We start from the raw sequence: 18,708 nt of genomic DNA on the forward strand, positions 1-18,708 counted from the left end.
TTTCATTTGATAAAGAAGGAGCAGAATTATTGTTTTCGCACCTTTCTCTTCGAGCTGGGAGGAAGTCAACTATTATTACTAGCAATCTGTCATTCTTAAAGTGGCAGGAAATCTTTCACGATCCTGTTTTAACAGCTGCATTGACTGACCGTCTTACTCATAAATCGCATGTAGTAAACATGGTTGGCCCTTCATTCAGGATGAGAGAAACTGAAGAATGGATGAAAGAGAATACCGAAAAAGTGGTGGCTCAAAATTAAATTGCGAAATGGCTCACTTTTCACTTGCGAAATACAAGTGATACGGTCTGATATATGATAAGCCATAATCTCATTTGTGGAGGCATCTTTTATGGCAGACAAATAGCCCATATCCTTTCCGTTAAAGGGCAAATAAGTAATATCAGTTAATAATACCTTCCCAGGAATTCCTTGCTTAAATTCTCTGTTTAACTTGTTTGAAACGACCTGATGTTCTTTTGTTGCCTTAGCTATTTTTTTATATGGGTTTGACTTTCTATGGGGGCAAATAATCTCGTACTTGTTCATAATTCTTTGTATCTTTTTCCTGCTAATTTTATGGTTGTATTCATTGTTCAATATCATTTTGATGGAACGTGACCCTTTCTTATATCCACGTCGATTAAACGCTTTCAGTATAATCTCTTTGGCCTCTAAGTCCTTTTGTTCTCTTTCAAATCGGCTACCGGCAGCTTTAAGGTAGCTATAATATCCAGAACGAGAGACCCCTAATAGCTCACAAAAATACTTTGTCAGCTGCTTAAACTGATTTTGTTCCACCGTTTCACAGATTAACTGAAATACCTTACTTGTTTCTAAGTTTTGCCTTTTGTTTAGCAGCCTCCTTTCTGTCACTTCTAGCTTTTTTAACAGTTCCACCTGACCTTCCAGTAACTTAATTTTTGCTTCTTGTCTTTCTATAATTTCTCCCTGAGAAAGTTCCCGTTTTAAAGGCCTACCACTAGCTGTTTTTCGAGCGTCTGAAAGTCCGATTATTCCATCTTTCTCATATGCCTTTCTCCACCTAGATGAAGACGTCTCTATCCTCTTTATCCCAATAATGTCTATATCAAAACCATTCTCCTCAAAGATCTGCCTTGGGAGTTTGCCTGCAAGATATTCATTGATAAATTTATTTTTAAATTCATCCGAGTATGTAATAGCTAAACTGCTGACCCGCAGTATATTTGGATTTTTTTTGAGTATTTTTATCTCTTTATCTGAAAATGTTGTTTTGCTCATAGTTGTCCCCTAATCCCCATATCTTTAAGATTTAAGTATATAAAAAAGTACCTAGAGATGAAACACTCTTTTTCGAGTGTCCTATCTCTAGGTACCATATTAAACTAATCCCATTCTTAAATTATGTTTTTGTAGAGAGTAAGAAAATAAAACAACTAAATATATTAGAATTATCACATGGAAAAGAATTTCTTAATAGTTTGACAAGTGTTACGAGGAAAACGGTAGAAAGTCATGAGTCCACATTGAGAGAGTTTTATTTATTCTTGATAGATCATGGTTGTACAAAAAAAGTGCGGAGAGAAGACTTTTATTTACATGATTCCATTACTAAAAAAGAAAATCCTTTTTCTGTGGAATATCCTCGAGATAAAAGCAAGAGGATTTTACATGATATTCCGGAAAGATTAATAGATTTATTCATAGCAATTGCTAAGAGAGAGGCACATCCTATTGCATTTGGTATTTATCTGCAGATCTATGGGGGGCTTAGAGTATCAGAAGTTGTTTCATTAAGATATGAAGATTTAATACCTGTGGGTTATAATGCAAGCTTTGGTTTTGAGGCAACATTAACAAACAATACAATAGTTAGAAAAGATACTAAAAATTATGTTAGTACTGTTAAAAAAGAAAGATATCAATATATTGATCCTTTAGATGTTTCTGATTCTGTTGAAGAGGGTTTAGAAATGTACATAGAACATGTTTCAAAGTATAAAGCCAAAGACAATAGTGGAGCACTATTCGTTAATGTGATCAATGGGCCATATAAAGGGATGCCAATGACAAAGAAAAATTACACACGCTACTTTAATCGTGTTAAAAAGGCTTTTTGTAAAGAACTGATGGATCCTCAAAATAGTATTGAGGATAGGGAGTTGGGACGTAGTTTACTTACCCTAGATTGGTCAACACACATAGGTAGGGGAATATTTACAAATATGAAGGCTAGATCAAGTCAGAATGCATTTCAAGTTCAAGATGCAAGAGGTGATTCTGGGCCGGAAGCATCAGCACACTACTTTGAAAAAGCCCAAATTGTTGAGAATCAACAAGAATTATTAACAAAGCAAACTGATTACATAAAATCACTTCTAGCTAAAAATGATTCTTATGAAGAGCTTTTAGAGGGAAGTGAACAAGATTTAATACCAATGGTATCTCCAGATAGTAAACATGATAAATTACGAAAAAAGAACACTAATAGTATAGATGTTCTAGATTCAATTAAGAGCATAATAGGAGATATCTAAGATGGGGTATGAAAAATGGAAATAGAAAAAGAATATCTAACGTATAAAGAAGCTGCAAGAAAATTAAACATTTCTGAATCCACATTTCATAGGAATTTAAGTATTGGGAAATATAACTTTTCCAAAATAAAAAAAGGGCGCATAATTTATTATATAAGGGAGGAAATAGAGAAATATTTATGTGAACAAAAACAATTTCTTGATAGATACTTTACCACTAAAGAAGTTCTGGAGCTATATAATATAGCTGAAAGTACACTTTTATATTGGAGAAAGGGTGGGAAAATTTCATTTATTGAAGCGGATTTACATCATCCATTTTTTTTAAAAGGTATTTACTATGATAAAAGAGAAGCGTTAGCATTAAAACATTCAACAGAGAAAATACATGAGAAATTAAAGGATTATTATTCAGATTCTGAAGCAGCTAATGCTTTAAGTTTGGAAAAGAAAAAGCTTTACATAATTAGAAAAGCGGAATTGAAGGCTGATGAATTTATATTAGTTGATAATCATTTTTATTATAAAAAAACTGCAATACAAAAAATGGTAAGAGAGAAAAATTTTATCGATAACCTAACTGAGAGATATTATACTTCGACAGAGGTAATGCAGATTCTTGATATCACTAGATCTACCTTCCAAAGGTGGAGAGAAAATGGTACCTTTTCTCAGGATGATTTCCTTGAATATAAGGGGAATTATTATTACTTAAAAGAAAAGGTACAGTCAATTAAAGATTTTATGTTAAATATTAACCAAGAATATTATACCCCAGCTGAAGTATGTGAACTGTTTAAAATAGATGAAAGAACCCTTGGAGGCTGGAGAAATAAGGGGAGATTTGAGGAAGGTAGATATTTTTTTGATAGGAATAGGTATTTATATAATAAGGCTTATATTAATGCCTTAATCAAAAAAGAAAAAGAACTCTACGAATTATACTATACTTCAGACCAAGCTGGTACATTACTAAATTGTGATGTAAAAAGTTTTTATCATCTAAGATCAATAGGTGTTATTGATGTTTCGGATTTTTTATTTCTTAATGGAAAATACTTTTATAAAAAGAGGAAAATTGATGAACTAGTTGAAAAAGAAAATCTAATAAGAGAGGAATATATTTTATTTAAAGATGCGGCTGAGATAATAAGTGCAGGAGAGGGATATTTTCACTCCCTTAAATACTCTGGAAGTTTGGAAGAACCAGATTTTCTGATTCACAAAGGAAAGAACTATGTAAAAAAAGAATTTGTTAATAATCTGATTTCAAAATTCCCAAAACTATATGAAAAAGATCGAAACAATGCAATGGAAGAGCTAATTAAAGAAAAGTACATAACATTTAAGGAAGCTGCAAAGAAATTAAGAATAAAAAGCGATATTTTTCATGATTTAAAGGTTCAGGGGAAGTTGAAAGAACCTGATTTACTCTATCACAAGCGTAAATATTATGTTAAATATGAGTATGTTGAAAAAATGGTAGAGTTTGAAAAAAATCATTCCGAAATAAAATCATCTACTCCCGAAAATACAGAAGACAATAAAATAAACCAAGAAGTAATAAAAGAAATGTATATCACATTTACTGAGGCCGCAGAGAAAATTGGTTTGATAAACAAAGTCTTCCATCATTTAGTAAAACATGGGTGCTTAGAAAAAGAAGATTTTCTGCGTTATGAACGTAAATATTTTGTAAAAAAAGAATATGTTGAGAAATTAAAAAATGACATTCTAAATGGGAGTGCCTATGAATTAGTAGAAGGTTTTATAAATAATAACTCTTCAAATAATCTTTTTCTGGTAGATTATTATACCCTTCGAGAAGTTTTAAATCTGCTGGGGATATCGAAACCATTTTTTAAAAAATGGCGGGATAATGGAATTGTTGATATTGAACAGTGTGTAGATATAAATGGGGTACTTTACTTTGGGAAAGAGTATATAGATACGTTATCCCTTAAATGGAAAACTTTTTTATCTGAACATTACACTCATGTAGAGGTTCTCGAATTACTTAATTCCACTGATGGTACTATTCGAAATTGGAAAAAGTCCAATATAATCCCAGAGGATTCATATGAAAACTTTTTCTCAACTTGTTATTACAAAAAAACAGTTATCGATAAAATCTATCAAAAGCATAAAGAGATTGAGGATCATTATGTTTCAGCAGCAGAATTATATGAAAAATTCGGCCTTTACCAACATAACCTTAATAGTTGGGTACAAGCAGGATTAATTGATAAGGAAAAATACAGTTTTCATAATGTACAGTATAATTATGAACCGAACTATATAGAAGATTTTATTACTGATTTTTATGAAATTGATGACCTAACAAAATGTATTTCCACAACTGAAATTGCAAAAAGTATTAATTGTTCTGTGAATGCTGTTAATGAGTTTGTTACATTAACCAGTATTAATAAAATTCTTACAGTTAATAGTGATATCTATATTTTATTTGAAGATATTCCTATAGTATTTGAACATTTCAACATTAGAGACATTTCAATCTTATTATCTGATCAAAACTGTCTATCTTTGTATAGTTCACCTGAATTGGAAAATGGTATAGTTGGTCCAATTATAAAATACGCAGGCAAAGATTGTTACTTAATTATAAGGGAAGATTTTTGCATACCAGAAGGTTTTGAAGTATTAAAAGACAGAACCCAAATGGAAGTATATACTTCATTTTGTTTTTCACATTTATTTGCTTATTTTATTAAAAATAAATTAATAAGAACAGTTCGGAAATGGGTGAATATTGATGGAAAGTATCAGAGGGCATTGCTATATAACAAGAAGGAAATGGAAGGTTTTATACTATTTCGACAAAACGGAATAAGCCATAAGGAAATTTCAGATAGATTAAAAATAGGTCTAAATGCAGCAAAGAAGCTTTGTTTAAAAGATGAAAATTTTGATGATTGCTATGAGTATCCTGAAGGTTATATGGTAAACCGTAGGGAATATAACGAATTTGAACAAAAATATAAAATGGTTAATATTCAAAACTTTGTAGACGACTTTTTGAACCTTAGTTTTTTTGATCAACTTAGAGAAAGAATTAATCAAATAAATATACCTCATCATTTATTAAAAACCGCTGATGAATTCATAGAATTTTCCAATGTAAGACTTAGTTCATTAAAAGGGTCAGATAGAAACCTTTACACAAATACAGTACGTTTAGCTGATTTATTTTATCGAATAATTAAATCATTATCAGTGAAAAATCTATCAGATTTAAACGACGCACAGTTGTTAAAAAGGAAGAGTTTACTCAATTATATTATCGAATTTTAGTTAAATTCACAGAATGGTTATTAAATAATCGTGAATGTATTTTTAAACACCCTTTACCTCCAAAAGAAAAAGAAAGAAAAAGGGAGGACAATAAAGAGAAGTATTCTCCAGAGGAATATATGTTGTACTTCGAATTTTTAACTGACATCGAGAAGCATATACCTATGATGATTAATTCAAGAGATTATACATCAGTTTGGATTTATGCTGCTATCCATATGAATTGCGCTTATAGAGGTATAGATATAATGCAATTTCCTATTATGAATATTAGTGCTCTAAATGTTGAAAGGCTAGCGTTTTTTCATGACAACCGATTAGATGAAGCTCAAATTTCAATCATACTAAATCAAATCACCAACTTGATTAATTCTGTTAATTATTATGAAGAAGCGAAAAAAAATAATAGTACCTATGTATTTACTGTTCATCCTTTATTTTATGAATCGTTTGCAACAGCTTATGTAATTGCAAACCTTCATAGAACACAAGTAATTAATAAAACTAAAAACGAAGAAGAACCATTATTAAGATATGGAGATAAAATATATGATGAAATAAGAAATGAAGAAGTAGATAAAGAATTTAGAAGAACATATAAAAAAGTATTAGATACAGATCCAATGGTATTACCGAAATTTACTACTAGGAAAATGAATTCTTCTTTTTTGACTTATATGCACCATTCGTTGATTGAAACTAGTGGTATACATCCTGCATTAGCTACAGCTTATTTGTCACGGTGGAGAGGGCATAAAGATAAAAACTCTATTATATATTACATCCTAATGAATGATTTTGATGGTACTTATGAAGATGCATGCATTCGCCTCTTTAGTAGGGGACAATTTGGATGGGTATATGATTCACTAATAAAGTCGTTAAAAGGTGACGAAAAAATTGATCAAAAGGAAAAGACAGTACTTATAGAAAATTTACAAAATAAATATGAGTTAATAGAAATTGAAGAGCTTGGATTATCGATTGTAATGTCTGTGAAGCAAAGAGAAAATGTAATGAATTTTATGTTATCAAAATCAAAAAAAGAGTTAATAGAATTGTCTCTAAAAATATTTTCTGGAGATTTACCTGCTAGAGTTGAAGCTGGTTCGTGCTTAGTAGGAAGAGAAAATTGTCCAAATCGTGATATAGACTGCCTTCATGGGGGATGTGAATATTATATACCGAATATTCGGATTTTAAAGTATATAGAAAAGGAATTCCACACAACTGTGAAAGAATATTTAACAACGAAATACGAAGCAAAGAAAATAAAACATGCACAATGGTTAAAGAAGATAATGATAATTGTTTTTGAAGCAATTAACGGCCTAGGTATAAATTTCGTAGAATCACATATTGACTCTCAGAAAATGATTGAAACTTGTAAAAAAATCGGACTCAACAAATGGGATCATAAAATAAGACATTTAGAAAAAGAAAACGTTAAATTAATCGGGGTATAAAATTGTATAGGGTTGTGTATTGATTATGTCAATTTCTTATATTGAAAAGTTAAAAGATGGGATTAATGTAAAAAGAGTAATTTCATTTGATAAAAGCGAGATTCGGAAATATAAAGAATTTTTCAATGAATTAAAGCTCGAAGAGATAATATGTAAAGAAGAACAATTCGACTCAAATTCCTGGAAATTATGGGGGCATGAATTAGGAATAAATTCATTAGGAACAGTTACAATACATTTTCATATACCCTTTCATTTAAAAAAGTGGGTATTAATACTTAWAGCTTATTTGGTTATACAATTAAAAAATAAATTTGTACCTGATTATCTCCAGGCTAAATTGAAATTTCTAAATAAGGCAATAACCCAATCTTGGGGCTTAGAAGATTTTACTGGACTTGTTTCATATTTTGATAGTGTACCAAATAGTAATAAAAATTTACTTATAGCTGGTTTAAAAGAAATTATTGACTTTGTTGAGGTAGATAAAGAACTCAGAATAAGTATTGAAAGTCTTTTAAATAATAGGTACGAAATTAAGAAGAGAAGGTTGCCGCCATTTAATGAAATTACCTTATTCCATACAGCACTTGAGAGACTGTATAGAGAATGGAATGAACAAGAAAAAAGGAAATATTATCCACTCTTTTTATGGTGGAAAGTTACTACTGTTATACCTTTACGTCCTAGGGAATTTTGTTTAATTCCACTAGTATGTTTAATTCCCAATGGGAATAATTACAATGCTCAATTGCCGAGAATAAAGGAAAAAGGTAAAAATGGTGAAGAAATATATATTGATCCGGTTCCGATATCAAATAACATTGCTATGTACTTTTTAGAGTATGAAGAACTAACTAAGGATTATCAAAAAACTAGTTATTTACTTAACTTTGATATGTATATTGAATCAATGGGGATTCATAGAACTAACTTTGACAATAATCTATTTTATAAAGAACAATTATGGAATTTAATTAATCACTTTTATCAAGAAATCATGTGTGATAAATATGGATATATTCTAGAGCCGTATCCAAGAAAAGATAATAGAAGAATCCTACTGGCGCATACAAGGCATTTAGCAATTTGCAATATGATGTTCCAAGGTTTTTCGCCACTTACTATAATGAAATTATCTGGCCACTCCTCGATATATTCTCAAAATCCGTATCGTTCTCATTTAATTTTATATGCAGAATCAAGGGTAATTCAATTAACTGAAATATATAGGAGAGATCTTCGGAAAGTATTATTAGGCCGGACAAAAAGTATAAAAAACATTGATAAGGGTTTAAGAGCAAGAAGGATTCTTGAAACAGAAGATTTTGAACAAACTTATCCAGTAGATTATGGTTTTTGTACTTATACTCCAGTTAAATGCCCTGTGAGAGATTGTCGGCATTGTGAATTTTACTTTATACCACAAGAAATGTGGAAAGATGCTTTGCCATATTTAATGGATGAATCTGAAAAACTAGATAACCAAATTAGAGAAATAGTTAATACCATGATGGATATTCGTAATGATATTACAAATAATGAAACTTTAAAAAACAAGAGCGCAGAACTTTCTGCAGAAATTCAAAATAAGGCTATGGTTGATGCTAGGATAATAGAAATTCAACAAGAAACTATCGATTCATAGTTGGAGGGGAAATCTATGGGAAGGAAACAGGTATACACGGATTCGGAACTAAGGATTGCTTTGTATAATGCAAAAATTAAAAACCCTGGAAAGAAATTGACTCCTTATAATTTAGCTAAATTAACAGAGTATCCTATACAAGTTTGGCAAAGAAAAATGCGTGAACAAATTGATATTATAAACGATTCATCTTTTTCCGATGAAATTGGATTACTTCAGTCTTCAAATGGTGATTCAATTCCATTAGTAAACTATTATAGCGAATTTAAAAAATTAATTGAAAAGGAAGACACTCAAGGTGTATTAAACCTTGCAAGAGAGTTGTCCATAACACATACAAAACTTTTTTCAGATAAATATACGGGTTTCTCTTTAGCTGATGATTTACAAAAAAAAGAGAATGAGATAGAAAAATTAACATTAGAAATAAATGAATTAAAAGAAAAAATATCAAATGACAAAAGAAAGTATGTGGCTGATATTGAGAAATGGAAAAGAAAGTATAAAGCCCTTTCGATAAGAGCACTAAAGAATATTCAAAATAAAGAAAACACCGTAGTTCCATTTTCACCTTTTAAAGAAAAAAAACTTGGAGACACTAACGTTTTTGAAATGACTATAAAAGCTACGGATGAAGATAATGAATAATAGAGAAGAGGATCAAATATGCCTYCTAGACCATATCAAAAATCTAAAGTAATTTTACCTRCAGCTGTTCATCCTACAAATTCAAGCAGAAATATCCGTGAGTCTTTAAAGATAAATTTTAAAAATAACTATAGTACTAGAATGACAGTTATTATGATGAATCCTGCTTATGCAGATCAATCTCAATCGGATGATACTGTAAATGGACTAATTAAATTTTTTTATAATAATACTATCAAGGTTGTCAACACCAATAAAGTAATAAACAATATTGGTAAATTAAGAGTTTTGAATTTATTTCCAATTTATAATCATAATTCTAGTCAACTATGGGATGATCTTAAATATTTTCGTTCGGCATCCGTTTTAGGTGAAAAAGGTTTTAAGAGGATGCTTGAAAATAATAACAAGACAATTAACCATGTAATAGTAAGTGATACAGATTACATTGTTTTAGCATGGGGATTACCAGATGGTTTATATATAAGTTTATCATTGTATTATAGACAAATATTTGAGATACAGAATATTGTTAAACAATCCAGATTACCCTTATTTGTTTTTAAAACTAACAACAGACCCTATCTCTCTAAAAATGAGAACCCATTCCATCCCAATAAGAAGAAATTAACAGGATTAGTGGAAGTTAAACTTAATAACTTAAATGAAATAGTTCCCATTTAATAAATTGTAGTGGTGTGTATAAAAAATTCGTAATTCAAAGTTCAAACTGTGGTGATTATCCAAATCTTACAATAAGCCGAGAATAGGCAAGGTATTTTTTATTCGTTGCCTATTTTTCGGCTTAATTCTAATTAAAACATAAATAATAAACCTCATTTTTTACTCAATACATTGTAGATGCTCATCTTATTTGAAATTAATATTAATAATCTATTGCTCGTCCAAATCTAAAATTTCATGGAATACTTTTAAGAAAGCTTCTCTTTTCTTGGGATTTCTTTCAAGAAGACGGTTCCTTAGTAATTCTAGCTTTGTTTCCTCAACATTATTTTCGTTTAAGGGTAAGTTTTGGCCTAATTCTCCCAAAGAAATATCCAATGCTTTTATTACACTTTCAAGAGTATCTATTGAAAGACCTTTTTCTCCTCTTTCAATCTGACCGATAAATGTATGGTAAACAGACGCTTTTTCCGCTAATTCTTCCTGACTTATCCTTTTTCCTTTTCGAACATTTCTGATACGTTCTCCCAATTGTTTGGAAAGACTCATTTACTATCACCTCAGGTAAAAAATAACCGTTTATTTGAAGTGAACCCACACACTGCATGTGTAAGTTTTTTAAAAAAGTACACTGTGAGTGTATATATCTAAATTTTCTGGTTATAAAAGTAGTAAATAATTAACAAGGGAAGTGTTTTTTGAATGTCTAGTCTACTAAAAGCTAACGTGAAAATTAGAGGGATAAGTCCATTGCTATATCACTGTTTTACGGAGGAATCGATACCTTTAGAGAAAAAGGAGAAAAGTGGTGTTGCTGGAAACAATCCCGAAGAATGGAGAACAACTTATACTGTAACGCCGGAAGGACAATTTTACTTAAATCCGGAGTATATATTTGCGACTCTTAGAAATGGTGCAAAATACACAACTAGAGGAAAAGGAACAATACAGTCAAAAGTGGCTGCTACTTTACAAGTAATTGATGAAATTGTTTTAATTGATCGTTTTTTAAAAAATCCTGATTCCATAGATAGGGATAAATCAAAACCTGTGTATTTACATGTGGCGCCCGTTAAAATTTCTGCAACAAAAGCAAGACATTTGAGGTATAGGGTTGCATTAGCAGCAGGATGGGAAGCTGAGTTTAATATACTGTGGAATAAAACTATTGTTAGCAGAAATGAAATGGAAAGAGTCTGTTTAGATGCAGGTGAGTTAGAGGGTTTAGCTGACGGTAGAAAATTGAGATTTGGACGTTTTGAAGTCCTAGAGTTTAATGTGTCGGAGATGGATAACAATGCCCAAAATACGGCCTCCTAGAGCTATATTAAGCAACTTGAGATGGATTGTATGGAATCGGGATAAGAGAAAATGTGTAAGGTGTAAAAAAAGACTGGAGTTTGAAGCATTCCATCTTGATCATATTATTTCGGGTAAATATGGTACCAATAAAATATGTAATTTAAGGACCCTATGCCCGACCTGCCACGTTTTACGTGCCTGCCACCGACATCAGGGAATGATATCTAATGCGTTAGCTACTGGTATTGTCCCAGTAAATTGGAGGGAATTGGTATGGGAGGATGATAATGAGACAATTTATAATGCCATGAGAAAATAAAAATCGAAACAGAACACTCTGTCCGTACGGGATATTTGTTCAGCCCCTCCGTACGCTGATGAGATTGGAGGCTGGAAAAGTGTTGTGGGACCGATATGGTGAGAACTGGTACGATCGGGAGAGATGAGGTAAGGTGAGGTGTGGTCTGGTCTTTTAGTAATTCAGCCAGTTAATTGTTATAAAGGAAATACGTTCTTCAATAGCTGAACGAATTAAGGTCAATGTAAAGTATAAAACCTTAACAAAAAATGGGCACTCCAGTTGCTGTCATTTGCAAAGGGAATTAAAGGTGAAGAAATATTTTGAGTATAGGATCTCAATGGTACCATCATTTTTTTATAGTTATATTTCAAGGATCGTGAGGAAATCATTTAAATTAATAGGTGCTTTGGTGAAAAATGAAGGAATATTAAATAAGCCAATATATACAGATTTTTATGCAAATCTGTATATATTGGCTTATTTTTTTAGAAAAGATTCATGTTGTTCTTGGAATCCCCCCTTGAGATTATTTCCTTAATTTATAGGGGTTTTATAAAGAATTTATTATGATTTATAGGAATTTATCAAAGACATTAGTTAAATGAAAATGTTATAAAAATAAACGTAGCAAGTTATTAAAGTAATTTAGTAACTGTTATATTGCCAGTCTCCCCGATTATGCCCGGTATTCTCCTTCCTTAACGATCCAAAACAAGGAGGTGGAATCATGTATAACAGACAGGCTATAGGATATATGTTGCTGGCTTGCAAAGAAGTAGGCTTGGACAAGGAAATCGCTAAAAAGCTATACAGATTAATGTATTGGCAGTTTGATCTAAAAACAGAAGAAGAAGCAGAGGAGCAAGGCCTTGACTGGTATTATTCGTTAGAAGAAGGTGACCAATAGAAAGGGTTTAAATGAAAGGGAAGGTTAAATTTCGGTTATTGATTGGTATAATGGTGTTTAGGAATTGCTCAGAAAAAAGCAGGGTATGCGGGAGACTGCATGAACTTAATTTCAGTATAATGGAGGAAAAAAATGATTGATGGGTCTGATAGAAACCTAGAGGAACTTATACTAACAACGTGGCGAGACTTATGTGCCATGGGTCTTCCTGAAGAAATCCTACTTAATGATGTAGATAATAAAGTTGAAGAATATGAAATGCCGATTCTGGGTGGCATTGATTCTGTAATGTGTGAGTCATTGCGTTTTATGTTGGAAACTCCTGACAAAAATAATGAAATATTTTACGTGGTATTAGATTTTGATAAGGATGAGACATCTCTTCTTAATTTGAGTCTTATTTTCCCGCATATGCTAGCCTATTTTGAAGAATACGGATCATTAGGGGTTCTCGAATTAGAGAACAGATTAAAAGAAACCATTATTCGTCAAGCGATTGAAATATTAAAGGAGCATCCAGAATTCAAGAAATATCGTGAAGCATTAAAAAGCTATAATTATACGAGAAAGTAATCACAACAACAAAAAGGCTACCCCACTTTTGGTAAGTAGTTGATATTTTAGGGTATTTAATAATGAATAGGGTTTGTAATCAATGCCAAACTGAAATGATAACAGATTGTAAAGTAACTGTTGATGGTGATTTGTCTGGAATTAAGATTAGTCAAAAGGGTAAAGGACTTTTCGATAGTGTTTCTGCAAAGACTACAAAAAATTTAATAAATAATAACAAGTTCAGCGAACGGTAGATTTAATAGAATATGAGTAATAATAAAAACGCTCAGAGAGACTATAACTTTGAGCGTTTTTATTTGTTATTTGAAGTGCGATTTCAACTGTGAATTCGGGAGTTATTTGCTATCTTTTCAGTTTTTTTTCACATTATAGGAACTATTTAATAGTGTGCTTGAAGACTTTTTTATTGTTCATCGAAAGAAGATATCAAAGCATTCAATGTGGTGAAAATGGGGATAAAGTACCAATATAATCTTATTAATGTTACAATAATTTATAGTTAATATTTTGGACCAAAGGAATGTATTTTAATGGAAAAAAAGCAAGAATATAAATCAACAATCAAATCCAGACCGTTCTTTTATTTAGAGACAAAAAAGGTCGCAGACCTGTTATATCAAGGGATGAAGGCTTTTGAAATAAAAGATAGAGCAATTCATGCTAATATATTCCAGGTTAAAACTGAAGCTCGGAAAAAGGAAATTGCATCAATAATCATCGCTCGCTTAAAAGATCTAGATGAATATTTGCTGGAGAAAATTGCTCGTGGTGATTCAGAAACAAGTAAATTGTTAGTTCTTTATTCAATAATGAAAACTGACAGATTGTTTTTTGAGTTTATGTATGAGGTATTTAGAGAAAAGTTCATTCTTAAAGAACAGTTTTTAACCGATAAAGACTTTAATATTTTCTTTGATTCAAAAAAGCAACAAAGCTATAAGGTTGCTTCTTGGGAAGACTATACATTCTATAAACTAAAACAGGTTTACATCCGAATACTACATGAAGCTGGTTTATTAAAAAACCAGAAAGGTGATCGAGAAATAAACAGAGTATATCTTGATTATGAAGTTAAAAAGTATTTAAAAGCGCTTGGGGACCAACTTTATATTGAAATTTTGGCAGGTGAGTAAAAATGAAAACAAAGAGTATCTATGAGAGGTTAGACGAAATTTTGCCAAGAATTACTGAACCTTCATTTAGGCAAAGCAAGGGCTTAGGAAATGAAATTGGCTATCATATTTTCGATTATGATCCAAAGTATGAAATGTTAGTAAGGGAGCATATGGCTTACATAACGGAAAGAGTTAACACTGAAAATTCTGAGATTTACATTAGAGAATTTGATTTATATGAAGTTGTTTTAGAAATTCTACAAGAAAAAGGATTCCTTGAAAAGAATTTTGAGATGGAAGAAAAAAAAGGTAGTGATTTTGTTTTAAATGCAACAAAGAAGGCGCTACGATTAACATTAAATAATGATTTGGTTGTTCAATACATATCCGATCGTGTCAAGGAAAATGACATTGTATTTCTAACTGGTATCGGCAAGGCTTTTCCTATTATTCGTTCACATACAGTTCTAAACACATTACAAAAAAGGATAGATCAGGTACCTGTTGTAATGTTTTTTCCAGGGGTCTATGATGGCCAGGAACTAATCCTTTTTGGGGAAATTAAAGATGACAATTACTATCGTGCTTTTCAGTTGATTGATAAGTAATCATATGGGGGGATTATTGTGCAAATACAAAAAATGTTTGAAAAACCAATTCACCGTGATATTAAGGGTGTAGTAAAAGTTGGCCAAGATGATGAAAAAAACATTTATCAGGAATTAGAAGAATATGTAGTAACCAATGAACTTCATAAACATATTGGTGATTTCTTTCAATCCTATAAAAAAGGGGTAAGAGGAAATACAGACAAAGTAGGTGTGTGGATTTCTGGGTTCTTTGGTAGTGGTAAATCACACTTTCTGAAAATTCTCTCCTATCTCATAGAAAATAAAAAAGTAAATGGTAAAGAAGCGATTAGCTTTTTCGATAAAAAAATCCCAGATCCGATGATTTTAGCAGATTTAAAAATGGCTGGTGACATCACAACAGACGTCATCCTTTTTGATATTGATGCGAAGAGTGAATCGGATTCAAAGGCAGATAAAGATTCCATTGTTAAGGTCTTAAATAAAGTATTTAATGAAATGCAAGGTTTTTGTGGATCTATTCCATGGATTGCTGATATTGAACGGAAAATGGCTAAAGATGGGCTTTATGAACAATTTAAAGAAACATTCAAAGAAATCTCTGGTAACAGCTGGGAAGATTCAAGAGAAGATTTTTATTATGAAGAAGACTCTATCATTGAGGCATTATGTAAAACAACAAAAATGAGTGAAGATGCTGCAAAACATTGGTTTGAACTAGCAGAAAAGGAATACTCAATCAGTATTGAAAAATTTGCAAAAAGAGTTAGTGAGTACATCGAAAATAAAAGAAAGCAACCTGATACGAAGGATCATCACGTTGTTTTCTTGGTGGACGAAGTAGGACAGTACATTGGTGATAACTCACAATCCATGTTAAATTTACAAACTGTTGTTCATCAGTTTGGTATTCATTGTAGTGGCAAGGCATGGATAGTTGTTACGAGCCAAGAGGATATTGATTCGGTATTAAGTGTAAAAGGAAATGATTTTTCCAAAATCCAGGGCCGTTTTGATACCAAGCTCAGCTTATCTAGTGCATATGTAGATGAGGTCATCAAAAAGCGTATTTTAATAAAGAATGAAGAAGGTAAAGCTACTTTAAAAGAAGTTTATCGGCAAAAGAGTTCGATACTTAAGAACCTATTTGTGTTTTCACAGGATACAGCAGAGATGAAATCCTTCTCTTCTGAAGAGGATTTCGTAGAAGTTTATCCATTTATACCCTACCAATTTAATCTTCTGCAAAGAGTATTTACAGGTGTAAGAATTCATGGGGCATCAGGGAAAAGCTTGTCAGAAGGAGAACGTTCTCTTTTAAGTGCATTTCAGGAATCTGCTATCCGTTTTGCTGAGCGTGAAGAAGGATCATTGGTTCCATTTTCAGCATTTTATGAAACGATTGAGACTTTCCTTGATTCATCTATTCGGACTGTCATTATTCATGCTAAGAAAAATTCCCGTTTAAAAGAACATGATGTAGAAATCTTAAAACTGTTATTTCTAATCAAATATGTAAAAGAATTGCCATCTAATTTAGAAAACTTATCAACTTTAATGGTCAATCATATTGATGTTGATAAGTTGGATTTAAAAAAAGAAATGGAAGCATCACTTATTCGATTATCAAAAGAAACCTTAATTCAAAGGAATGGTGATGAATATATTTTTTTAACCAATGATGAGCAAGATGTAAACCGTGAAATTAAAAATATGCATGTCGATTCTGCTGAAGTAATCCAAAAAATTGGTGAAGAAATTTTTGGTGGAATATATTCAGATAAAAAATATCGCTATTCAACTAGATATCATTTTAGCTTTAACACAATCATTGATGATCGTCCGATAGGAATACAGACTCATGATATTGGATTGAAAATCATTACACCGTACTATGAAGCAGCAGCTGATTTAAACCAATCGGAACTAAAGATGATGTCTATGCGTGAGAATAATGTCATTTTAAAATTACCTGCTGACACTTCCTATTTGGATGAAATGGAAAATATTTTAAAAATACAAGCGTATCTAAAAGTGAAAAGTGGTTCATCTGTTTCTCAAGCAATTGAGGACATTAAAACTAGAAAAGCACGTGAAGTATCAGAAAGAAAAGAAAGAGTTACAACACACCTAACTGAAGCATTAAGGGTTGCAGAAGTATATGTGAATTCTCAGCAACTTGATGTTAAAGAAAAAAATCCAATTGAGCGAATTAATGATGCCTTTACAGCTTTGATTGAAAATCTATTTAGTAAGCTGAATTATATAAAAGAGTATGTCGATACGACAAAACAACTAAATGATTTACTACAAGATAGTACAACTCAATTAACTTTAACAGGTGATGAGGAGCTAAACAAACTTGCCCTTCAGGAAGTAAATAGTTATATAGACAGACTAACTTCTCGAAAACAACAAGTTACAATAAAAGGAATAACTACCTATTTTTCTAAACAACCATACGGATGGAATGAACTCGATACAACGGCAATAATCATCAAGCTTTTTAAGGGCCAGGAAATAAAGTTAGAATTAAATCAGTCAATTCTAAACACTTCAGATCGTGACATTCTAAATTATATAACTAAACGTGATTATGTTGATAAAGTGGTCATAAAAAAGAGGGAGAGAATTCCGCAGAATTTAATTAAAATTACTAAAGATATTATTAAAGATATGTTCGAGATTACAGCTGTACCAAGTGATGAAGATGGACTAATGGGCCGATGTAAGGAACTATTACTAAAAGAACTGAATGAAATCAAATTGTTACTAGTGAATTACGGAAATAAAGTATATCCAGGACAAGGTATCTTAACAGACGGGAAAGAACCTATTGAGAAATTATTGTCCATTTCAGACACAGGAAGTTTTTATAAACAAATAAAAGAGTTTGAGGACGATTTACTTGATTATGCAGAAGCTGTCGGTGATGTGAAGGACTTCTTTGAAAACCAAAAAGATCTTTATGATAATGCTGTTAAACGCTTAGACATCTTTGAGAATAATCGCTCTTATGTTACAGATAAAAAGGTTCGGGAAATTATTAATTCAATTGAGAAAATCGTCAAAAATAGTAAACCTTACGATAATATACAAAAATTGCCTGGTTTATATAAGGACTTCGATGATCTCTTCGTTGTATTGTTAGAAAAAGAGTGTGAACCAATCAGTAATATGATTGACCAAGACCTTAATGTCGTGATGGATGAGTTATCTAAAGATGCTAGCATTAAAGAAAAGTTTAGTGAAACATTTAGAAATCGTTTTATTGACTTAAAAAACCGTCTAGAAAGTGTAAATAATTTCTACGAAGCAATTGCTATGCAAACAGAAAGTGACAGATTGAAGGTACGTTGTATTGATGAGATCAATAATGAAATTGCAAAACGTAAAAAAACAATTGTCACTCCTCCAATTCATCCACCTGTTGGGCCTGGAGGTACAACGATTATTGATCCACCAACTGTTTATAAAGAAACAAAAACAATTAGTAAATCCACCGTTCTTCGTGGTACTAAAACAATTGAAAATGACGATGATATTGAAAGATTGCTGAATGAATTACGCCTAGAGTTAAAACGAGAATTAAAAGAAAACACTATTATTAAGCTTGTATAGGAATTAGGGGGAAGTTA

16 protein-coding genes are annotated in these 18,708 nt (G+C 31.4%); 14 read left to right on the top strand and 2 right to left on the bottom strand.

The genetic code is table 11. The features are described 5' to 3' along the window. The coding region (locus tag BTR25_RS15445) for an ATP-binding protein (RefSeq protein ID WP_175596801.1) at positions 1 to 260 on the top strand (260 nt) is incomplete at its 5' end. On the opposite strand, the gene BTR25_RS15450 is transcribed toward BTR25_RS15445, so the two are convergent. Beyond that, positions 192 to 1,262, bottom strand: a complete 1,071-nt coding sequence (locus BTR25_RS15450) for an HTH domain-containing protein (protein WP_254842727.1) — start codon at positions 1,260 to 1,262, stop codon at positions 192 to 194. The two genes, BTR25_RS15445 and BTR25_RS15450, sit on opposite strands and share 69 nt — an antisense overlap. Positions 1,263 to 1,507: 245 nt before the next feature. On the opposite strand from BTR25_RS15450, the gene BTR25_RS15455 reads away from it, so the two are divergent. From BTR25_RS15455 to BTR25_RS15480, 6 genes are all read left to right on the top strand, one after another. Then, on the top strand, positions 1,508 to 2,518 hold the full coding sequence (locus BTR25_RS15455) for a site-specific integrase (RefSeq protein ID WP_075688948.1): 1,011 nt from the start codon (positions 1,508 to 1,510) through the stop codon (positions 2,516 to 2,518). 15 nt (positions 2,519 to 2,533) lie between these two features. Beyond that, a complete protein-coding gene (locus BTR25_RS15460; protein WP_075688949.1) occupies positions 2,534 to 5,833 on the top strand; it encodes a helix-turn-helix domain-containing protein in 3,300 nt (1,099 codons plus the stop codon). 164 nt (positions 5,834 to 5,997) lie between these two features. Next, a complete protein-coding gene (locus tag BTR25_RS15465) occupies positions 5,998 to 7,299 on the top strand; it encodes a hypothetical protein (RefSeq protein ID WP_139311257.1) in 1,302 nt (433 codons plus the stop codon). A gap of 25 nt (positions 7,300 to 7,324) precedes the next feature. Next, the gene (locus BTR25_RS15470) at positions 7,325 to 8,947 is read left to right on the top strand and encodes a hypothetical protein (RefSeq protein ID WP_075688951.1); all 1,623 of its coding nucleotides are present in this window, start codon (positions 7,325 to 7,327) and stop codon (positions 8,945 to 8,947) included. Between the two features lie 15 nt (positions 8,948 to 8,962). Next, positions 8,963 to 9,595, top strand: coding sequence for a hypothetical protein (locus BTR25_RS15475; RefSeq protein WP_075688952.1), 633 nt, complete (start codon positions 8,963 to 8,965; stop codon positions 9,593 to 9,595). Positions 9,596 to 9,613: 18 nt separating this feature from the next. Continuing rightward, positions 9,614 to 10,279 (top strand): DUF1643 domain-containing protein, encoded by a 666-nt coding sequence (locus BTR25_RS15480; RefSeq protein ID WP_075688953.1) that lies wholly within the window; start codon positions 9,614 to 9,616, stop codon positions 10,277 to 10,279. Between the two features lie 210 nt (positions 10,280 to 10,489). Here the strand turns inward: BTR25_RS15480 and BTR25_RS15485 are convergent, their stop codons facing one another. Beyond that, on the bottom strand, positions 10,490 to 10,828 hold the full coding sequence (locus BTR25_RS15485) for a helix-turn-helix domain-containing protein (RefSeq protein ID WP_075688954.1): 339 nt from the start codon (positions 10,826 to 10,828) through the stop codon (positions 10,490 to 10,492). Between the two features lie 153 nt (positions 10,829 to 10,981). Between BTR25_RS15485 and BTR25_RS15490 the strand changes: the two genes are divergently transcribed. The 7 genes from BTR25_RS15490 (at position 10,982) to brxC (ending at position 18,691) form a co-directional block, all read left to right on the top strand. Next, on the top strand, positions 10,982 to 11,599 hold the full coding sequence (locus tag BTR25_RS15490) for a hypothetical protein (RefSeq protein ID WP_075688955.1): 618 nt from the start codon (positions 10,982 to 10,984) through the stop codon (positions 11,597 to 11,599). Continuing rightward, the gene (locus BTR25_RS15495; RefSeq protein ID WP_075688956.1) at positions 11,577 to 11,900 is read left to right on the top strand and encodes an HNH endonuclease; all 324 of its coding nucleotides are present in this window, start codon (positions 11,577 to 11,579) and stop codon (positions 11,898 to 11,900) included. The genes BTR25_RS15490 and BTR25_RS15495 overlap by 23 nt, the downstream gene beginning before the upstream one ends. Positions 11,901 to 12,609: 709 nt before the next feature. Next, complete coding sequence (locus BTR25_RS15500; protein WP_075688957.1) at positions 12,610 to 12,789, top strand: hypothetical protein; 180 nt, start codon at positions 12,610 to 12,612, stop codon at positions 12,787 to 12,789. 132 nt (positions 12,790 to 12,921) lie between these two features. Further along, positions 12,922 to 13,362, top strand: a complete 441-nt coding sequence (locus BTR25_RS15505; RefSeq protein ID WP_075688958.1) for a hypothetical protein — start codon at positions 12,922 to 12,924, stop codon at positions 13,360 to 13,362. Between the two features lie 533 nt (positions 13,363 to 13,895). Further along, positions 13,896 to 14,498, top strand: a complete 603-nt coding sequence (locus BTR25_RS15510; RefSeq protein ID WP_075688959.1) for a DUF1819 family protein — start codon at positions 13,896 to 13,898, stop codon at positions 14,496 to 14,498. 2 nt (positions 14,499 to 14,500) lie between these two features. Then, positions 14,501 to 15,088 (top strand): DUF1788 domain-containing protein, encoded by a 588-nt coding sequence (locus tag BTR25_RS15515; protein WP_075688960.1) that lies wholly within the window; start codon positions 14,501 to 14,503, stop codon positions 15,086 to 15,088. An 18-nt stretch (positions 15,089 to 15,106) separates the two neighbouring features. Continuing rightward, entirely contained in the window at positions 15,107 to 18,691 is a 3,585-nt protein-coding gene (brxC, locus tag BTR25_RS15520) for a BREX system P-loop protein BrxC (RefSeq protein WP_075688961.1), read from the top strand. Positions 18,692 to 18,708 lie beyond the last annotated feature (17 nt).

The organism is Bacillus sp. MRMR6 (assembly GCF_001940785.1).
GTDB lineage: Bacteria > Bacillota > Bacilli > Bacillales > Cytobacillaceae > Neobacillus.

Excerpts from the sequence above, each read along its gene's own strand:
- BTR25_RS15510 (WP_075688959.1), top strand. The coding sequence starts at position 13,896 with ATGGAAAAAAAGCAAGAATATAAATCAACAATCAAATCCAGACCGTTC.
- BTR25_RS15485 (WP_075688954.1), bottom strand. The coding sequence starts at position 10,828 with ATGAGTCTTTCCAAACAATTGGGAGAACGTATCAGAAATGTTCGAAAA.
- BTR25_RS15490 (WP_075688955.1), top strand. The coding sequence starts at position 10,982 with ATGTCTAGTCTACTAAAAGCTAACGTGAAAATTAGAGGGATAAGTCCA.
- BTR25_RS15450 (WP_254842727.1), bottom strand. The coding sequence starts at position 1,262 with ATGAGCAAAACAACATTTTCAGATAAAGAGATAAAAATACTCAAAAAA.
- BTR25_RS15500 (WP_075688957.1), top strand. The coding sequence starts at position 12,610 with ATGTATAACAGACAGGCTATAGGATATATGTTGCTGGCTTGCAAAGAA.
- BTR25_RS15515 (WP_075688960.1), top strand. The coding sequence starts at position 14,501 with ATGAAAACAAAGAGTATCTATGAGAGGTTAGACGAAATTTTGCCAAGA.
- BTR25_RS15460 (WP_075688949.1), top strand. The coding sequence starts at position 2,534 with ATGGAAATAGAAAAAGAATATCTAACGTATAAAGAAGCTGCAAGAAAA.
- BTR25_RS15505 (WP_075688958.1), top strand. The coding sequence starts at position 12,922 with ATGATTGATGGGTCTGATAGAAACCTAGAGGAACTTATACTAACAACG.
- BTR25_RS15495 (WP_075688956.1), top strand. The coding sequence starts at position 11,577 with ATGCCCAAAATACGGCCTCCTAGAGCTATATTAAGCAACTTGAGATGG.
- BTR25_RS15475 (WP_075688952.1), top strand. The coding sequence starts at position 8,963 with ATGGGAAGGAAACAGGTATACACGGATTCGGAACTAAGGATTGCTTTG.
- BTR25_RS15465 (WP_139311257.1), top strand. The coding sequence starts at position 5,998 with ATGATGATTAATTCAAGAGATTATACATCAGTTTGGATTTATGCTGCT.